Source organism: Nonomuraea recticatena (assembly GCF_039533245.1).
GTDB classification, from domain to species: Bacteria; Actinomycetota; Actinomycetes; order Streptosporangiales; family Streptosporangiaceae; genus Nonomuraea; species Nonomuraea roseola.
This window is the reverse complement of record NZ_BAAATE010000005.1, coordinates 316,145-333,087: the sequence shown is the minus strand read 5'-3', so window position 1 is coordinate 333,087 and position 16,943 is coordinate 316,145. Positions and strand designations below refer to the sequence as shown.

At 71.6% G+C, this 16,943-nt stretch carries 16 protein-coding genes; 9 read left to right on the top strand and 7 right to left on the bottom strand.

What is annotated here, in order from left to right; translation table 11 throughout:
• Positions 1 to 83: 83 nt before the first annotated feature.
• A complete protein-coding gene (locus ABFX50_RS13150) occupies positions 84 to 2,111 on the top strand; it encodes an FUSC family protein (protein ID WP_346146213.1) in 2,028 nt (675 codons plus the stop codon).
• Here the strand turns inward: ABFX50_RS13150 and serB are convergent.
• Complete coding sequence (gene serB / locus ABFX50_RS13145; protein WP_346126966.1) at positions 2,101 to 3,315, bottom strand: phosphoserine phosphatase SerB; 1,215 nt, start codon at positions 3,313 to 3,315, stop codon at positions 2,101 to 2,103. The two genes, ABFX50_RS13150 and serB, sit on opposite strands and share 11 nt — an antisense overlap.
• A 103-nt stretch (positions 3,316 to 3,418) precedes the next feature.
• Here serB and ABFX50_RS13140 point away from each other — a divergent pair, with 103 nt between their 5' ends.
• Positions 3,419 to 4,105 (top strand): GNAT family N-acetyltransferase, encoded by a 687-nt coding sequence (locus tag ABFX50_RS13140; protein WP_346146211.1) that lies wholly within the window; start codon positions 3,419 to 3,421, stop codon positions 4,103 to 4,105.
• Positions 4,102 to 4,977 (top strand): lysophospholipid acyltransferase family protein, encoded by an 876-nt coding sequence (locus tag ABFX50_RS13135; RefSeq protein ID WP_346146209.1) that lies wholly within the window; start codon positions 4,102 to 4,104, stop codon positions 4,975 to 4,977. Before ABFX50_RS13140 ends, ABFX50_RS13135 begins: the two co-directional genes overlap by 4 nt.
• Positions 4,978 to 5,044: 67 nt before the next feature.
• On the opposite strand, the gene ABFX50_RS13130 is transcribed toward ABFX50_RS13135, so the two are convergent.
• The 3 genes from ABFX50_RS13130 to ABFX50_RS13120 form a co-directional block, all read right to left on the bottom strand.
• A complete protein-coding gene (locus tag ABFX50_RS13130) occupies positions 5,045 to 5,590 on the bottom strand; it encodes a hypothetical protein (RefSeq protein WP_346146207.1) in 546 nt (181 codons plus the stop codon).
• Between the two features lie 117 nt (positions 5,591 to 5,707).
• Positions 5,708 to 6,709, bottom strand: a complete 1,002-nt coding sequence (locus ABFX50_RS13125; RefSeq protein WP_346146205.1) for an S-adenosylmethionine:tRNA ribosyltransferase-isomerase — start codon at positions 6,707 to 6,709, stop codon at positions 5,708 to 5,710.
• Complete coding sequence (locus ABFX50_RS13120; protein ID WP_346146203.1) at positions 6,706 to 7,362, bottom strand: SDR family NAD(P)-dependent oxidoreductase; 657 nt, start codon at positions 7,360 to 7,362, stop codon at positions 6,706 to 6,708. The genes ABFX50_RS13125 and ABFX50_RS13120 overlap by 4 nt, the downstream gene beginning before the upstream one ends.
• Before the next feature lie 93 nt (positions 7,363 to 7,455).
• Here ABFX50_RS13120 and ABFX50_RS13115 point away from each other — a divergent pair, with 93 nt between their 5' ends.
• Both ABFX50_RS13115 and ABFX50_RS13110 read left to right on the top strand, forming a co-directional pair.
• Positions 7,456 to 8,571, top strand: coding sequence for a GAF domain-containing sensor histidine kinase (locus ABFX50_RS13115; protein WP_346146201.1), 1,116 nt, complete (start codon positions 7,456 to 7,458; stop codon positions 8,569 to 8,571).
• Positions 8,568 to 9,173: a response regulator gene (locus ABFX50_RS13110; RefSeq protein ID WP_312895710.1), complete on the top strand. Its 606-nt coding sequence runs from the start codon at positions 8,568 to 8,570 to the stop codon at positions 9,171 to 9,173. The genes ABFX50_RS13115 and ABFX50_RS13110 overlap by 4 nt, the downstream gene beginning before the upstream one ends.
• Positions 9,174 to 9,236: 63 nt before the next feature.
• Here the strand turns inward: ABFX50_RS13110 and ABFX50_RS13105 are convergent, their stop codons facing one another.
• Complete coding sequence (locus ABFX50_RS13105; RefSeq protein WP_346146198.1) at positions 9,237 to 9,629, bottom strand: RidA family protein; 393 nt, start codon at positions 9,627 to 9,629, stop codon at positions 9,237 to 9,239.
• Between the two features lie 71 nt (positions 9,630 to 9,700).
• Between ABFX50_RS13105 and ABFX50_RS13100 the strand changes: the two genes are divergently transcribed.
• Positions 9,701 to 10,600, top strand: a complete 900-nt coding sequence (locus ABFX50_RS13100; protein ID WP_346146196.1) for a LysR family transcriptional regulator — start codon at positions 9,701 to 9,703, stop codon at positions 10,598 to 10,600.
• A 63-nt stretch (positions 10,601 to 10,663) separates the two neighbouring features.
• Here ABFX50_RS13100 and ABFX50_RS13095 read toward each other — a convergent pair whose 3' ends face one another.
• Positions 10,664 to 11,338: a hypothetical protein gene (locus tag ABFX50_RS13095; protein WP_346146194.1), complete on the bottom strand. Its 675-nt coding sequence runs from the start codon at positions 11,336 to 11,338 to the stop codon at positions 10,664 to 10,666.
• A 170-nt stretch (positions 11,339 to 11,508) separates the two neighbouring features.
• Between ABFX50_RS13095 and ABFX50_RS13090 the strand changes: the two genes are divergently transcribed.
• On the top strand, positions 11,509 to 14,175 hold the full coding sequence (locus tag ABFX50_RS13090) for a protein kinase domain-containing protein (protein WP_346146192.1): 2,667 nt from the start codon (positions 11,509 to 11,511) through the stop codon (positions 14,173 to 14,175).
• Between the two features lie 104 nt (positions 14,176 to 14,279).
• On the opposite strand, the gene ABFX50_RS13085 is transcribed toward ABFX50_RS13090, so the two are convergent.
• Positions 14,280 to 14,990 (bottom strand): hypothetical protein, encoded by a 711-nt coding sequence (locus ABFX50_RS13085; protein ID WP_346146190.1) that lies wholly within the window; start codon positions 14,988 to 14,990, stop codon positions 14,280 to 14,282.
• Between the two features lie 66 nt (positions 14,991 to 15,056).
• On the opposite strand from ABFX50_RS13085, the gene ABFX50_RS13080 reads away from it, so the two are divergent.
• Complete coding sequence (locus ABFX50_RS13080; RefSeq protein ID WP_183652240.1) at positions 15,057 to 15,845, top strand: ABC transporter ATP-binding protein; 789 nt, start codon at positions 15,057 to 15,059, stop codon at positions 15,843 to 15,845.
• A 75-nt stretch (positions 15,846 to 15,920) separates the two neighbouring features.
• Positions 15,921 to 16,853, top strand: a complete 933-nt coding sequence (locus tag ABFX50_RS13075; protein WP_346146188.1) for an SPFH domain-containing protein — start codon at positions 15,921 to 15,923, stop codon at positions 16,851 to 16,853.
• Positions 16,854 to 16,943 lie beyond the last annotated feature (90 nt).

Below are 16,943 nucleotides of genomic sequence, written 5' to 3'. Positions count from 1 at the left end.
ACGCGACCGTGGGAACCGCGCGTAGGGGTCCGGCGGGCGCGGCCATCGGCACGGTATGGAGCAGCTGAACCGGGGGGATTCAGATGCGGGGGGCTTTCGCCGCGCTGCGCGACGGCTTCTCGCTGCCGGCCAGGCCGCCGTGGTCCTACGGCGTGCTGTGCGGCACGGCGGTGGCGCTCCCGCTCGGGGTCGGCGCGCTGGCAGGAGCTCCGCACGTGGGCGCGATCGTCGCCCTGGGCGCCTACTACACCGCGTTCGGCGACACGTACGGCCAGCCGTACGGAGAGCGGGCCAAGACGCTGTTCCGCGCCGTCCCGCTGGTGATGCTGGGCTTCTGGGTGGGCGCGGTGCTGGCGCTGAGCCCGTGGGTCGCGGTGGCGGGCATCGGGCTCGTCGCGGCCATGGGCGCGCAGTGGAAGGTGATCGGGACCCCGCCGGTGCTCGCCGCGATCTCGGGGTTCTACGCGGGGCTGCCGCCCGGGCTCGGGCCCGCGCTGCAGATGGGGCTCGGCGGGGTGCTGTTCTGCGCGCTGGCCCTCGCGCTGTGGCCGTTGCGCCGGCTCCACCCGCTCAAGCGGGCGCTGTCGGAGGCCGCGGCGGCCATGGCCGACATGCTGGACGGCCTCGCCGTACCGGAGGAGGAGTGGACGGAGCTGCGCGAGGAGGGGTCACGGGCGCTAGAAGCGGCGACCACCGCCATCGCGGCCTTCAACAGCTCGGAGGAGAGCGACCGCTCGCCCGACAGGTACGCCGACACGCTGGCCAGGATCTTCCACGAGAGCGTCGCTCTGCGTTCCCTGCGCGCGCAGACGATCGAGGCGGGGGTGGAGCAGCAGGGGCTGGACGAGGCGGTCGGCAAGCTGTCCAGGGCGCTGCGCGAGTCGGCGGAGCAGGAGAGCGTCGTCGCCGTGCCCGGCGCGCTGGCCGCGGTGGCCGACTTCGCCGAGCGCGTGGCGGCCTTGCGCGGTCAGGCCTCACCTGTGCAGATGGCGCTGCTCGGCCAGGTGCGCAGGTGCATGGACAGGATCGCGGTCGCGGTGCGGTCGGTGGCGCTGCGCTCGTCCGAGGGGGTGCGGGTGCCTGCGAGGCTGCCGCAGCTGACCTGGCGGACGCCCTCGTTCGAGGGCGGGATCGCGCACGCGGCGCGGGTCGGCGTCGCCGTGGCCGTCTCGATGGCGCTGCTGGTCAACGTGCACGACCACTTCGGCAGGTGGATGGTCTTCACGGTGCTCATCGGCCTGCGTCCCACCTACGGCGACACGTTCGACAGAGTAGTGCTCAGGGTGGCGGGCACCATCGTCGGCTCCACGGCGGCCGCGTTCCTGCTGGCCGCGGTGCCGGGGCAGGGCACGCTGGTGGCGGTCGTGTGGATCTTCGCGACGCTGGGGTTCGCGCTGCGCGAGGTCAGCTACGCCTACTGGTCCACCTTCGCCACGCCGCTCGCGCTCATGCTGATGGACTTCTCCATCCAGCTGAACTGGAACGCGGCGGGCGCCAGGGTGGCGCTCACCGTGGCGGGCGGGGTGCTCGCGGTGCTGGCCGCGCGGCTGCTGTGGCCGAGGGGCGAGGCGGGCAAGGTGTGCGACCTGGTGGTCGACCTGCTGCGCGAGCACGCGCGCATGGTGCGGACGCTCGTGGACCGCGACCTCGACAGGCTGCCCGACCGCACGGAGGCGGCCGGGCAGGCGGCGGAGAAGCTGTCGGAGTCGCTCGACACGCTGGAGAAGGAGCCCGGGGGTCAGGCGCCCGAGGAACTGAGGCAGGCCGTCACCGACGCCCGCAGGCTGCGTGACGACACGATCCTGCTGGCGGCCGTCATGCGGGGGGCTCCCGAGGGGACGGACGCGACCGTGGCCATCCTCGACGCCGTGGCCGACAGGATGGAGGCGGTGGCCGAGGCCGTCAGGCAGGACAAGGCGCCGCCGGAGGCCGACGAGCTCGACGCAGGCCTTGCCGACATGGCCAGCCGCGTCGACACGCTCGTCGAGGAGGCCGAAGGCGGGCAGGCGACCTCGGTCAGGCGCGAGCTGCGGCACGCGGTCGCCGCGCATCCCGCGCTGCGCACGCTGACCGCCGACGCGCTGCGCCTGACCGATGACGTCACGCGATGAAGGAGTCCTCGGCGTCCGCGGCCTCGATCTCGTCACGGGAGATGCCGAGCAGGTAGAGGATCGAGTCGAGGTAAGGGGTGTTGACGGCGGTGTCGGCGGCCTGCCGTACGACGGGTTTGGCGTTGAAGGCCACGCCCAGGCCCGCGGTGGCGATCATGTCGAGGTCGTTGGCGCCGTCGCCGATGGCGACGGTCTGGCTGATGGGGATGCCCGCCTCGCGGGCGAACCTTTCGAGGGCGCGGGCCTTGCCCGGACGGTCGACGATCTCGCCGACGACCCTGCCGGTCAGCTTGCCGTCGACGACCTCCAGGGTGTTGGCGGCCGAGTAGTCGATGCCGAGGTCGGTCACCAGGGCGTCGGTGATCTGGGTGAAGCCGCCGCTGACGATCGCGAACTTGTAGTCGAGGCGTTTGAGCGTGCGCACCAGAGTGCGGGCGCCGGGGGTGAGCACGACCTCGTCGCGGACCTTCGCGAAGATCTCCTGCGGGAGGCCCTCCAGCAGCTTGACCCTGCGGCGCAGCGACTCGGCGAAGTCGAGCTCGCCGCGCATGGCCTCCTCGGTGACCTTGGCCACCTCGTCGAGGCAGCCGGCGTGGGCCGCGAGCAGCTCGATGACCTCGCCCTGGATCAGCGTGGAGTCGACGTCCATGACGATCAGGCGCTTGGCCCTGCGTGACAGGCCGGTGCGCTGCACGGCCACGTCGACCTGCTGGGCGGCGGCCTCGGCGGCCAGCTCCACCCTCAGCGCGTCGGGGTCCGCGCCGGAGACCGACAGCTCGATGCAGGTCACGGGCCACTGGGCGATGCGGTCGATGCGGTCGATGTTCGCTCCGGCCGCGGCGATGCGCCCGGCGATCCCGCCGATCGCGGCGGGCGACAGGGCGGTGCCCAGCACGCTCACGGACAGGCGTCCGCGGCGGCGCTTCTCCTTGGTCATGGAGCCGGTGGCGAGGTCGACCTCCATGCCGAGGTCTTCGGCCACCCGCTCGACGGCGGTCCACAGGGCGCCGATCGTGCCTCCGGTGCCCGTGGAGGGGCCTCCGGTGTAGGCGACGAGGACGCCGAGCGTGAGGCGGCCGCGGATGACGACCTGCTCGATGTCGGCCACGGTCACGGGGAAGGTCGCCAGCACGGAGAAGAGCCGCGAGGTGACGCCAGGGCGGTCAGGCCCGGTGAAGGTGATCAGGAGCGTGCGCTGGTCCACACCGGTCACGCTACTGGCACCGGCACGGTGGTCGGCGTCGAGGTTCACCATTCGGACGACTGACCTTGGGCGTGTGGCCATCATGGGCTGCCTTCATAGGACCATGCACCGCTACACCGTGGGACTGGCCCGCACGCCCGCCGATCTGCAGGCCGCGCAGCGCCTGCGCTACCGCGTGTTCGCCGAGGAGCTCGGCGCGCGGCTCGACTCGCCCGTCACAGGACTGGACGCCGACTCCTTCGACGCCTACTGCGACCACCTGCTCGTCCGCGCGGGCGACGAGGTGGTCGGCACCTACAGGCTGCTGCCTCCGGGGCGCAAGGACCGGCTCTACTCCGACACCGAGTTCGACGCCTCGGCGCTCGATCCGCTCCGCTCCGATCTCGTCGAGGTGGGCAGGTCGTGCGTGCATCCCGACCACCGCAGGGGCGCGGTCATCGGGCTGATGTGGGCGGGCATCGCCAGGTACATGAGCGAGGGCGGATACGGCTGGCTGGCGGGCTGCTGCTCGGTGCCCCTGGCCGACGCCGCGCCCATCGTGGAGCGGGTGCCGTTCGGGCCTGCGGAGTACCGCGTCAAGCCGCTGGCCCCGTGGGTGGACGTGGAACCGGACCCCTCCCACGCTTTCTCGATGCCGCCGCTGTTGCGCGGCTACCTCAGGCTGGGCGCGTGGATCTGCGGCGAGCCCGCTCACGACGCGGCCTTCGGCTGCGCCGACTTCCTGGTGCTGCTGTCGATGGCCCAGGTCGACCGGCGCTACCTGCGTCACTTCCTCGGGGCGTCCGCATGAGCCCGTGGTTCCCCTCCTCGCCCTGCACCACCGCCAGGTGCGTGGACGTGCCCATGCGCGCGGCGGGCCCGCTCCGCAGGGCGCTGCGGGCGCTGGCCGCCGTGCTGGTGGTGCTGGCGGGCGTCCTCGTGGCCCGTCTGACCTGGGGTACGGCGCGGCGGCGCGTCACGGCGCTGTGGTCCAGGGCGCTGCTCAGGGCGCTCGGGGTCAGGGTGGAGGTGCGGCAGGGGTTCGCGTTCTTCGCGGGCGCCGCGGGCGCCGCCTCTTCGGGAGCCCCCGGTCCCGAAGCGCCTGAGCCCGAGGCGCGGCTGGTCGTCGCCAACCACATCTCCTGGCTCGACCCGCTGGTGGTCGCCGCGACGATGCCGTGCAGGCTGGTTGCCAAGCGCGAGGTCGGTTCGTGGCCGGTCGTGCGTGGCCTGGCCGGTGGAGCCGGGGCGCTTCCCATCGCCCGTGACTCGCTGCACGGGCTGCCGGGCGCGGTGGCGAGCATCGCCGACGTCCTGCGGTCGGGTGAGAGCGTCGCCGCCTTCCCCGAGGGCACGACCTGGTGCGGCCGCGGCAGCGGGACCTTCAAGCCCGCCGTGTTCCAGGCCGCGCTGGACGCGGGCGCGCGCGTCACTCCGGTCGCCCTGGTCTACAGGGAGTCCTCGGGACCCCGTACCACCGCCCCCGCGTACGTCGGGGACGACACGCTCGTGGCGTCCCTTCTCAGGGTGATCGCGGTGCGGCGGCTGGTGGTCGAGGTCACCGTGCTGCCGCCGGTCACCGCCTCGAGCCGCAGGGAGCTCGCCGACCTGGCCGAGGCGGCGGTGGCCTCCGCCACCGGCCGTCTTCCCGCGCTCCGCCCGGCCCTCGCCGCCTCCGCGTGAACAGGGGGCGAGACGGCGAAACGCCCGCTCTCGTCACCGCGAGAGCGGGCGCCTCAAGAAGTCCGCGTCAGCGGACGACCTTCGTGGAGGCCTGCTTGACGAAGCCGAAGCCGGGGACGCCGAGCCTGTCGAGCTCCTCCTTGCTGAGGTTCTCCATGCCGGTCTGGACGTTGTAGGACACGACGCCGAGGATGGCCTTCTGCGTTCCCTTGGCGCTCTTGGTCAGCCGCGCGTCGAAGACCATGGCGACGGACTCGCCCTTCTTCACCGTGGCGGGCAGCACGCAGAACAGGTCACGCTTGATCAGCTCGCACTGGGTGCCTTCGACACTGGTCCTGTAGCTGATCTTCTTCAGGTCGACGCCCTTGGGGAAGAGCCCGCCGACGAACCAGGTGCCTCCGGTCGCCTCGTGGGGGCCGGTGTTGACCGCCGTGATCGAGTAGCGCACCTTGCCGCCGGCCTTGGCCTTCTTGGTGGCGGTGAGCTTGACGTCGAAGACGGAGAAGGGGTCTTCGGCGCTCTTCACGGCCGACGCGGCGACCGGCGCGGCCGGTGCGGCGGAGACCGGGGCGGCACTGAAGACCAGGGCGCCCGCCACCGGGGCAGCGAGCATGAAAGAAGCGATGCGGCGCATTTACGTCTCCGATGAGGAAGGGGAGCGAGGATGCCCAAAAGTAATGAGCCCCCGTTTTAAGACCGGAGCTTTTTATCACGTTTGACCAGCAAAGATCTACCTTTTATTGGAAACGAGGAGATGCGAGTCGCCGAATTCATGCCATAGGTAGCCCTCTCGCAGCGCCGCGTCATAGGACCTGGCCACCGTTCGCTCGCCCGCGATGGCCGTGAGCATCATCAGGTGGCTGGAGCGCGGCTCGTGCAGTCCCGTGATGATCCCGGTGACCGCCTTCACCCCGAGAGCGGGCGTCACGATGTGCGTGGTCCAGCCCGAGGCGGCACGTACCTGGCCCTCGGCGTCCACCGCCGTCTCCAGTGCGCGGACGACGGTCGTGCCAGAGGCGACGACCCTGCCGCCCTCCGAGCGGGTGAGGTTGACCAGCCGGGCGGTCGCCTCGGGGACGGCGAAGCGCTCCGCGTAGGGAGGCTCGTCCTTCTCGGGGGAGGCGACCCCTGTGTGCAGGGTGATCGGCGCGATCCTGATGCCGCGGGAGACCAGCTCGGTCACCAGCGAGGCGGTGAAGGGTCGTCCCGCGCTCGGCATCTCCGCGCTGCCGCGCACCGTGGCGAACACCGTCTGGTAGTCGGCCAGCGGCCAGTCACGGTCGACGTAGGGGTAGCGGATCGGCACGCCGTACCTCATCAGGTAGCTCTCCACGTCGCGGTCGAGAGAGGCTCGCCACAGACGCGGCGTCTCCCTCGACAGCAGCCGCAGCGTCGCGCCCCCCGGCAGGGGCAGCCACTCGCCCTCGGCGCCGCCCGCGTACGGCTCCAGCGTCGGACGGCGCAGCTCCACCAGCCAGGTGCCGTCCTCGCGGGCGGTGGAGAAGTGGACCGACAGCCTGTCGAGCCTGACGGCGGCGGGCAGGGTGGCGGAGTTGTTGACCACGATCAGGTCGCCGGGGGACAGCAGCGAGGGCAGGTCGGCGAAGGTGCGGTGGGAGTCGCTCTCGGCGTCGGACACCAGCAGCCGTACGGCGTCGCGGGCCACGCCCCTCGCCTCGGGTGGCTCGTGCGCCGAGAGCGAGTCCGGCAGCACGAACGTGCTCACGCTCATTGCAGGCTCACCCGCCCGCTCGCGGGGCGGCTCCTGATGAGGTCGTGCAGCGCGGTGGCGACGGCGGCGGGGTCGGTCGCCTCCGCGGCCTCGGCGGCGCCTACCGCGTCGGCGAGCATGCGGGTGTTCATCTCGCCCGGATCGACCCACCAGACCGCCACGTCGGGCTCCTCGACGGCCAGGACGTTCGACAGCTGGTCCAGGGCGGCCTTCGTCGCGCCGTACCCTCCCCAGCCCTCGTAGGCGCCGGTGGCGGCGTCCGAGGTGATGTTGACCACCGCCCCTCGGCGGCGGCGGAGCGCGGGCAGGGTCTCCTGCGTCAGCCCGAGCGGCGCGGTCACGTTGGTCGCGAGCAAGGCGGCGAAGGTGTCGAGCGGGTAGTCGGCCAGCGGCGGCAGCGGGGTGGCGCCCAGGTCGCTGGCGTTGTTGACCAGCAGGTCCAGCTCGGGCGCCGCGCGGGCCAGCCTGGCCCGGTGCACGGGGTCCGCCACGTCACCCGCGATGGCCGTGGCTCCGAGTTCGGCCGCGGCCTTCTCCAGCTCGTCGGCGCCCCTGGCCGTCAGGACGAGCTCCCAGCCCGCGCCTGACAGTGATCGGGCCAATGCCAGGCCCAGTCCACGGGATGCGCCGGTGATGAGTGCGGTGTTCGTCATGGCTCGACGGTAGAAAGCGCGGTGCCTCGTGGCATCGGGCCGGCGACCGAGGCCGTGGTGGGCACTTCGGCCTAGGACCGTAGGCTGAGGCTCGTGAGCCCCGAATCCGACATCCTGCGCGCGGTGAGTTCGGCCGTCCTGGCCGTCACGCGTCACCTGTCGGTGCGCGAGGTCCTGCAGGTCATCGTCCGCTCGGCCCAGCAGCTGCTCAACGCCAGATACGCGGCGCTCGGCGTGCCCGACGAGGACGGCTCGTTCGGCGAGTTCGTCGCCGAGGGCATCACCGACAAGCAGTGGGACGCCATCGGGCCGCTGCCCCGCCAGCATGGCATGCTCGGCGCGATGCTCCGCGAGGGGGTCCCCGTCCGCCTGCCCGACCTGCCGAAGGACCCCCGCTTCGAGTACTGGCCGAAGGCGCACCCCGTCATGCACGACTTCCTCGGCGTGCCCATCCTCGACGGCGAGCAGGTGCTCGGCATCATCTTCCTGGCCAACAAGAAGGTGCCCGGCGGGTTCACCGAGGAGGACGAGAAGCTGCTGACGATGTTCGCCGCGCACGCCGCGCTCGCGCTGACCAACGCCCGCCTCTACGAGAGGGGGCGTGAGCTGGCCATGCTCGAGGAGCGCAACAGGATGGCGCGCGAGCTGCACGACGCCGTCACCCAGAAGCTGTTCTCGCTGCGGCTGACCGCGCAGGCCGCCAACTCGCTGCTGCAGGTGGACCCCTCCAGGGCCGCCGTCGAGCTCGAGCGCGTGCAGCGCCTGGCCGGAGAGGCGCTGGCCGAGCTGCGCGCGGTGATCGTGGAGCTCCGTCCCGCCGAGCTCGACAGGCACGGGCTGGCAGAGACGCTCCGCAAGCACGTGCGGCTGCTCGACAGGCTGCAGCCGTGCGAGGTGGTCTTCGAGGGCGACGAGCTGCCGGCCGTACCCTCCGAGGTGGAGGTCGCGGTCCTGCGGGTGGCGCAGGAGGCGCTGCACAACGCGCTGCGCCACTCCGACGCGGGGCGCGTCTCGGTGCGGCTCACGCACACGTCGGGCAAGCTGGTGCTCGTGGTGCGCGACGAAGGCGTCGGTTTCGACGACGCGGGGCAGGGGCGGGGGCTCGGGCTGGTGTCGATGGCCGACCGCGCCGAGGCGGTCGGCGGCGCGGTGACCGTCTCCTCCCAGCCGGGCAAGGGGACGACGGTGCGCATGGAGGTGGGCGTGTGATCCAGGTGCTGATCGCCGACGATCACCCGGTCGTACGGCAGGGCCTGCGGACCTTCCTCGACCTGCAGGACGACATCACGGTCGTCGGCGAGGCCGGGGACGGCGCGGAGGCGGTCGCCCTGGTGGAGAAGCTGCGACCCGACGTGCTGCTGCTCGACCTCAAGATGCCGGTGCTCGACGGGCTCGGCGCGCTGGAGCGGCTGAACGGCGGCCCGACCAGGGTGCTGGTGCTGACCTCGGTGAGCGACAGGTCCGACGTGGGGCCGGCGATGCGGGCCGGCGCCGCGGGCTTCCTCTACAAGGACGTCGACCCCAACGCGCTGGTGCAGGCGGTGCGTGCGGTGCACGGCGGGCAGGTGCTGCTGGCGCAGGAGGCGGCCTCGGCGATGCTGACCGCCGAGGCCCCGCCGGTGCCGCTGACGGACAGGGAGCGAGAGGTGCTGAGGCTGATCGCGGCGGGGCGGTCGAACAAGGAGATCGCCAGGGACCTCTCCGTGGCGGAGAAGACCGTGAAGACCCACGTGTCGAACGTGCTGATGAAGCTGGGCGTCCAGGACCGCACCCAGGCCGCCCTCTACGCCGTCCGCCACGGCCTGGGCTGAGCCCCGGGTCTTCCGGAGTCGCCCCGCCCTGCGGGCACGGCCGCGCGGACCGGAGGGGCGCCGTCAGCCGGTCGCGGGGCGGCGGGCGTACACCTCGATCTCGATCTTCATGCGGGGGTCGGCCAGGTCGCACACGAGCATCGTGGCGGCCGGACGGATCTCGCCGAAGCGGCGGCGCAGGACAGGCCAGCAGGGCTCGAAGTCCGCCCTGTCAGGCAGCAGGTACCGCACCCTCACGACGTCGGCGAACGAGCTGCCCGCCTCCGCCAGGGCCGCGCCGATGGTGCGCAGGCACTGCTCAGCCTGCTCGACCACGTCGTCGGAGATCGTCATCGCCGCGTAGTCGAAGCCGGTGGTTCCCGACACGTGGACCCAGTCACCGTCCACGACCGCCCTGGCGTAGCCGATCTCCTCCTCGAAGGTGGAGCCGCTCAGGATCGCACGTCGCTCTGTCATGAGGCGAAGCTAGACGGCCTGCGGTTATACGTCTAATACATGATTTCGTATGGCGTGATATCTCTAGGCGTATGGATCGGCCCGAACTCGCGCTCCAACAGCTGTACGCCTTCGCCGTCCTGGCAGAGGAGCTGCACTTCGGAAGGGCCGCCGAACGGCTGGGCATCGCCCAGCCCCCGCTCAGCCAGCAGATCAGGCGGCTGGAGCAGAAGGTCGGGCACGCCCTGTTCGACCGGGGATCGGGCGGCGTCGTCCTGACGCCCGCGGGGCAGGAGCTCCTGCCCGCCGCCCTGCACGCGCTGGACGAGGTCGCGGGCGGGCTGCGAGCGGCGCGGCGCATCGGCGACGGGCTGGCCGGTCGCATCAGGATCGGGTTCGCGGCCTCGCTCGCGCTGACCGTCCTGCCTGGGATCCTGCGGGCCTACCGCGAGCGCCATCCCGAGGTGGAGATGGACATCCGTGAGATGACGACGGCGCCGCAGGTGGCCGCGCTGCGCGAGCACGCGATCGACGTGGGGCTCCTGCGGGAGCCGCCGGGCGAACAGGGCCTGGCGATGGAGCCGATCCTGGCCGAGCGGTTCGTCGCCGTGCTGCCGGCAGGCCATCGCCTCGCGGCTCAGCGCGTCGTGCCCGTCGCCGCGCTGGCGGAGGAGCCGTTCGTGCTGCTGCCCCGCGCCGCGGGGCCGACCGTCCACGATCGCATCCTGGAGGTGTGCCGCGAGGCGGGGTTCGAGCCGCGCGTCGGCCAGCACGCGGTGGAGTGGCAGACGGTCTCGGCGCTCGTCGAGGCGGGGCTCGGCGTCTCCCTCGCTCCCGCGAGCATTCGCAGGATCAGGCTCAGCGGCGTGGTCCACCGCAGGATCGACCCGGACACCGCGCGCACCGCCGTCGCGATGTGCTGGCGTGAGGGAGAGGGGAACCCGCTGGTCACCCGCTTTCTCGAAGCCGCACGCGGCGAAGCCCGCAGGTGAGAGGGTGTACCCACCTCAGCCCCGCACCGGGTGGTGCCGGGGCTGAGGGTCAGGCGGTGCCGATCAGGTGTCCTTCTTCTCGTTCCGCTCGACGTAGGTGTTCGACGGCGGGTTCCACTTGGGCTGCGGAGGGGGCGGCGGGGGCGTGTAGGTGCTGCCCGTACGGCGCTTCTGCGGCCAGACGATCTTCGTCGCGGTGTTCTTCATGAACAGGTGGCCCTTGAGCCCGAGGCGGCCGAGCTCCTCCTGGTCGAGGTTCTCCGCACCGGTGGGCAGGTCGTAGGCGACCACGCCGACCTTGGCCTTGGCCAGGCCCTTGGTGTTCTTCTTCAGCGTCAGCTGGAAGTTCAGCCAGGTGGTGCCGCCGACGGGCACCTGGTACCTCGGCATGCACAGGAAGATCTGGCCCTGCCACACGCACTTGGTGCCCTTGGGCCCGCCCCACTTCAGCGTCGGCACGACCCCCTTGGGCAGGAAGCCGCCCACCCCGAAGTAATCGGCGTCATAGGGCCCGAGATTCTTGGCCTTGATGTAATACGTGATCTTGCCGCCGCGCTTGGTGGCCTTCGTGTACTTGACGCTCACCTTGAACTTGGAGAACGGGTCCTTCGTGGTGGCGGCCACCACGGGGCTGGTCGTCGCGGGTGCGACCGCCGCCACGGCCGGCGCTGCGGCGGCCAGCGGGACCAGTGGTGTGATCAGGCCAAGGCCCAAGAACATGCCGAACTGTCGGCGCATGGTGCGGCTCCCCCTAACGGAACTGGAAATCCCCCATTCTCTAGTCGATTATGCCTAGGGTAAAGATTCCGCAAAGAGTGATGATCTATCGTGATATCGCGTTGCTTGCGTGCCTTGCGCTGGGCCGGTCACTCTTGCGGCGGGGGAATCGCACGAGGGGGAGACTGCAGGTGCCGGACAAGCACCCGTTACAGCCCGGGGACCCGGCTGAGCTGGGCCAGTACCGGTTGCTCGGACGGCTGGGCAAAGGCGCGCAGGGGATCGTCTACAAGGCCCAGGGCCCTGACGGGGAACTGGTCGCGATCAAGCTGCTGAACACCAGGCTGGACAAGCCGGGCATCGACGCCGAACGCTTCATGCGGGAGGTGGCGGCCGCACGGCGGGTCGCGCAGTTCTGCACCGCGCAGGTGCTCGGCGCCAACATGGACGGCGAGCTGCCGTACATCGTCAGCGAGCTGGTCGAGGGCGTCTCGCTCCAGCGCGTGGTGCAGACCGACGGCCCCCGCTCGGGCGGGGCCCTCTACCGGCTGGCCGTGGGGACGGTCACCGCACTGGCCGCCATCCACCGCGCAGGCATCGTGCACCGCGACTTCAAGCCGAGCAACGTGCTGCTGGGCCCCGACGGCCCCCGCGTGATCGACTTCGGCATCGCCAGGGCGCTCGACTCCTCGATGACGCTCAGCAGCGGGGTCGTGGGGACACCCGCCTACATGTCGCCCGAGCAGATCTCGGGCGAGCGCGTCGGCCCCGCGAGCGACCTGTTCAGCTGGGCGCTGACCATGACGTTCGCGGCCACAGGGGCGCCCGCGTTCGGCCAGGACAGCCTCCCCGCGGTCATCTACAGGGTCATCAACGACGAACCCGACCTGTCGGCCTTCCCCGACAGCCTGCGGCCGCTCGTGCAGGCCTGCCTGAGCAAGCGGGCAGAGGAGCGGCCCTCGGCGGCCGAGGCGCTGTTCTCGCTGCTGGAGAACCAGGGCGCGGTGGCCGAGCTCGACGCCGAGGTGGCGATGAGCACGGGCTCGCAGGTGGCGTCGGTCGACGAGCGGCCGCCGGGCGTGCTCGACTCGCTGCCGGACGGCTGGGCCGACCCCGCCGACTCCGGCCAGAACCGCTGGGCAGGACCCTCCTCGCCGCCCCTCCCGAACCCCGGCAGGTCGAACCCTGGGGGATGGGCAAGTCCCTCGGAGTCGCAGCCGAGCGGGTGGGTCAGCCCCTCGGGGATGCCCGCGAACGCCTACATCCCGCCGCAGGCCCCCGCGCAGCCGTACCGGTCGCCCCAGGGCCACGTGCCGCCCCAGCAGCCGTCTCCGCAGTCTCAGCCCCCGCAGTCGCCACTCCCGCACGCCTCGGCCCCGCACGCCTCGGCCCCGCACGGCCCGGGCGCGCAGGGGGCCGTGCCCCTGGGGGCGGCGCCTCTCCCGTCCGCCTCCCCTGACGGGGCGGGGCGCTCCGACGCGGGTGCGGGCCGTCCGTACGGCGGGCAGGGCCAGTACTCGCTGGGCGCCTACCCGCCCCCGAGGGCGCCGCGCGACAACGACAACGACGCGTTCTTCAGGGAGACCAGGCCCGAGGAGAAGCGGGCGGAGGACAAGGCGCGGCGGCGCAGGGCCGGCATGGTCGGCGGCGCGCTGCTGCTGGCCCTGGCCCTCGCGGCGGGTGTGCTGATCTTCGCCCCGAGAGCCTTCGAGGACGGGCAGGACCCCACGCGGACCACGCTCGCGGGCGACGCCGCCTCGCTCTCGCCGACGGCCACGCCCTCGGCTCCCGTCTCCCCGTCAGTCTCGGCCTCTGTCTCCCCCTCGGTCTCCGGCTCGCCACAGCCGAGCGGGTCGCCCTTCCCGACGGCCACGCCGACCGCGCCGCCCCAGGAGGCCCTGCTACCGGTTGTGGGCGAGCAGGAAGGCAAGTCGATGGCCGGTCACAGCAAGGCGATCCAGTCGCTGTCCGGGATCAGGGTCGGCGGCGCTCAGCGGTTCGTGTCCGGTGGTCAGGACGGCGTGCTGCGGATCTGGGACCCGGTCAAGCGCACCACGGTCGCCAAGCTGCGCGGCCACGACAACGACGTCTACGCGGTCGCCTGCATGACCGTCGGCAGCACGCCGATGGCCGTGACCGGCGGCTACGACCACACCGTGCGCCTGTGGAACCTGAAGACCCGCAAGGGGACGGTCCTCGGCAGGCACCCGATCGCGGTCTTCGCCGTCGCCGTCGGCAAGGTGGGCGGCAAGTACGTCGCGGTGACCGGCGACGGCGACGGCATGCTGCGCTTCTGGGACCTGAAGAAGCGCAGGCAACTCGGCTCGGTCAAGGCGCACGACAGGGACATCAACTGGCTGAGCGTCGGCCGCGTCGGCGACCGTCCCGTGGTGGTCTCGGCCAGCGAGGACGAGACGCTGCGAGTGTGGGACCTGTCCAGGCGCAAGGCGTACGGCAAGCCCTACAAGGGGCACAGCAAGGCGGTGTTCTCGGTCGCGGTCGGGCAGGTCGACGGCAAGGCCGTGGTGGCGTCGGGCGGCAAGGACGAGAAGGTCCGCCTCTGGGACCCGAAGACCGGGCGCTCGGTCGGCAAGGCCATGTCGGGGCACACCAGCAACGTCTACTCGCTGTCGTTCGGGTCGGTCGGCGGGAAGGCGGTGCTGGCCTCGGGCAGCACCGACGGCACGATCCGCCTGTGGGACCCCGAGACCAGGAAGGCCCTCGGCGGCAAGGTCAAGGCGCACAAGGGCGGGGTGTACTCGGTCGCCGTCGCCACGGTGGGGGACTCGCCCGCCCTGGTGTCGGCGGGCAAGGACAAACGCATCAGGATCTGGCGCTTCGACTCGCCCTCGCCGTGACGCGTGCCGCGTCACGGCGCCCGGCCGCGCGAGCTCGAGGAGCGTCTCCCTGGAGGGAGGGCGGCCGGTGACGGGGGTGGGGCCGTGGGGGCCTGCCGTACGGCTCAGCGCGGCTCGAAGATCGCGTGGTGGGCGGAGACCAGCGCGCGGCGGACGGCGGAGTCGAGGGTGCGCAGCGCGACCGACCTGGTCGCGATCTGGCTCGCGGTGAGACCGCGGTCGTCGGCCGCCAGCAGCGCGGCCGACAGCCTGGAGGCCAGCGCCGACACGCGGTGCGCGCGCGCCGGATAGCCGGGAGCCAGCGCGCCGTTCACGCGCTCGAGCCGTCCCGGATGGCCCTGCAGCGGCCCTCCGACCTCGGCCAGCGCCTCGGTGGCCGCCAGCATCGAGGTGGTCAGCTCGCGCTCGGCCTCCGCCAGCGACGGCAGGTCGGCCCTCGGCGGCCCCGACTCGTGCACCGCGAACAGCACCCCCGCGTAGGACGAGCCCCGCACATCGGGGGAGGGCAGCAGCCCGAGAGTCCGGTCGCCGAGCACCGCGATCACCGCCTCCCCCGCTTCCAGCGCGGCCGCGTTGAACGCGGGCGGCCCCGACAGGCCGAGCGGATCTCCTGGAGCGGGCAGCGCGAGGCGCAACTCGCTGAGCCCGTCGACCCTGAGTTCGGCGAGGTACCTCCGCAGCGGTAGCGACCCCACAAGAGCGGGGCCCGACAGCTTCTCGACCTGGTCGACTGCCTCGTCCAGGCCGACGTGACCTGACAGCCAGGCGTTGCCCCACGCGACGAGCGGCGGTGAGATAGGCGATTCAGCGCGCACCGGTCCACGATATGCGCTCGCCCTGCAATAGGTTTGTCCCGAGCGTTGCATAGGGAGGGATCAGCGATGGGTGGTCAGGTGCTGCGGCTCCAGGACGTCGGCGTCCGGCGTGATGGGGCGGCCCTGATACGCGGCATCGACTGGGAGGTCAACGAGGACGAGCGCTGGGTCGTGATCGGGCCCAACGGCGCGGGAAAGACGACGCTGCTGCAGGTCGCCGCCACGTTGCTGTTCCCCAGCGAGGGCGTGGTCGAGGTGCTCGGCGAACGGATAGGCCAGACCGACGTGTTCGACCTGCGTCCGCGCATCGGCCTGGCCAGCTCCGCGCTGGCCGAGAAGGTGCCGCAGGACGAGAAGGTCATCGACCTGGTGCTGACCGCGTCCTACGCGATCCTCGGCCGATGGACCGAGGAGTACGACTCCCACGACGTCACCAGGGCGGTCGAGCTGATCGACATGATGGGCGTCGCCCACCTGATCAGGCGGCGCTTCGGCACCCTGTCCGAGGGCGAGCGTAAGCGGGTGCAGATCGCCAGGGCGCTCATGCCCGACCCGGAGCTGCTCCTGCTCGACGAGCCCGCGGCGGGCCTCGACCTCGGCGGGCGGGAAGACCTGGTGCGGCGGCTGTCGACGCTCGCCTACGACCACCGCTCGCCCACCATGGTGCTGGTCACGCACCACGTGGAGGAGGTCCCCAACGGCTTCACCCACGCCCTGCTGCTGCGCCACGGCTCGGCCGTCGCCCAGGGGCCGATCGAGGACGTGATGACGGCCGACAATCTCTCGCGCACGTTCGGGATGCCGCTGCTCCTCGAACGCAACGGTCAGGGACGCTGGTACGCCAGGCCTCAATAGCGATTCACGGCTCTCAAAAGGTAAAACCAAATATCATCTTCGTGGTCGGGACCTTTCGACTCGCGGAGTGTTGCCATGGGCACCGAACAGCTGATCGTCGCTCTTGTCGTGGTCGCTGTGGTGGGGTTCGCCCTGGCGAGGACCATCCGGATCATCCCTCAGGCCACCGCGGCCATCATCGAGCGGCTCGGGCGCTACCACCGCACGCTGACGCCGGGGCTGAACCTCGTCGTGCCGTTCATCGACCGCATCAAAGAGATGATCGACCTGCGTGAGCAGGTCGTGTCGTTCCCCCCTCAGCCGGTCATCACCTCCGACAACCTGGTGGTCTCCATCGACACCGTCATCTACTTCCAGGTGACCAATCCGAAGGCGGCCACCTACGAGATCGCCAACTTCCTGGTCGGCGTCGAGCAGCTGACGGTGACCACCCTGCGCAACGTGGTCGGCGGCATGGACCTGGAGCGCACGCTGACCTCGCGCGAGGAGATCAACACCGAGCTGCGCGGCGTGCTGGACGAGGCCACCGGCAAGTGGGGGATCAGGGTCAACCGCGTCGAGCTGAAGGCCATCGACCCGCCCGCCTCCATCCAGGACTCGATGGAGAAGCAGATGCGGGCCGACCGCGACAAGCGCGCCGCCGTGCTCACGGCCGAGGGGGAGAAGCAGGCGGCGATCCTGACCGCCGAGGGGGAGAAGACGGCGGCGGTGCTGCGGGCGAGGGGAGAGGCAGAGGCGGCGGTGCTGCGCGCCCAGGCCGAGGCGGAGGCGGCGGCCATGCGGGCCAAGGGGCAGGCCGACGCGATCGGGATGGTGTTCAAAGCCATCCACGAGGGCAACCCCGACCAGCGGCTGCTGGCCTACCAGTACCTGCAGATGCTGCCCGAGCTGGCCAAGGGCGACGCGAACAAGCTGTGGATCGTGCCGTCGGAGATGGGGCGGGTGCTGGAGAACCTCGGCGGCCTGTTCGGAGGTGACAAGGACGGCGGCAATGGCAAGGAGATCTGACCCGACTCTCTGGCCCGCCTTCCCTCCCGCCCGCGTCCTCCACCCGGCTCACGCTCCCTCCACGCGCTTCTGAGAGTCCCCGGCAGGTCT

Bases quoted from the DNA above. Each gene is read 5' to 3' on its own strand.
- ABFX50_RS13150 (WP_346146213.1), top strand. From the start codon at position 84: ATGCGGGGGGCTTTCGCCGCGCTGCGCGACGGCTTCTCGCTGCCGGCC.
- ABFX50_RS13140 (WP_346146211.1), top strand. From the start codon at position 3,419: ATGCACCGCTACACCGTGGGACTGGCCCGCACGCCCGCCGATCTGCAG.
- ABFX50_RS13135 (WP_346146209.1), top strand. From the start codon at position 4,102: ATGAGCCCGTGGTTCCCCTCCTCGCCCTGCACCACCGCCAGGTGCGTG.
- ABFX50_RS13130 (WP_346146207.1), bottom strand. From the start codon at position 5,590: ATGCTCGCTGCCCCGGTGGCGGGCGCCCTGGTCTTCAGTGCCGCCCCG.
- ABFX50_RS13125 (WP_346146205.1), bottom strand. From the start codon at position 6,709: ATGAGCGTGAGCACGTTCGTGCTGCCGGACTCGCTCTCGGCGCACGAG.
- ABFX50_RS13120 (WP_346146203.1), bottom strand. From the start codon at position 7,362: ATGACGAACACCGCACTCATCACCGGCGCATCCCGTGGACTGGGCCTG.
- ABFX50_RS13105 (WP_346146198.1), bottom strand. From the start codon at position 9,629: ATGACAGAGCGACGTGCGATCCTGAGCGGCTCCACCTTCGAGGAGGAG.
- ABFX50_RS13100 (WP_346146196.1), top strand. From the start codon at position 9,701: ATGGATCGGCCCGAACTCGCGCTCCAACAGCTGTACGCCTTCGCCGTC.
- ABFX50_RS13095 (WP_346146194.1), bottom strand. From the start codon at position 11,338: ATGCGCCGACAGTTCGGCATGTTCTTGGGCCTTGGCCTGATCACACCA.
- ABFX50_RS13080 (WP_183652240.1), top strand. From the start codon at position 15,057: ATGGGTGGTCAGGTGCTGCGGCTCCAGGACGTCGGCGTCCGGCGTGAT.
- ABFX50_RS13075 (WP_346146188.1), top strand. From the start codon at position 15,921: ATGGGCACCGAACAGCTGATCGTCGCTCTTGTCGTGGTCGCTGTGGTG.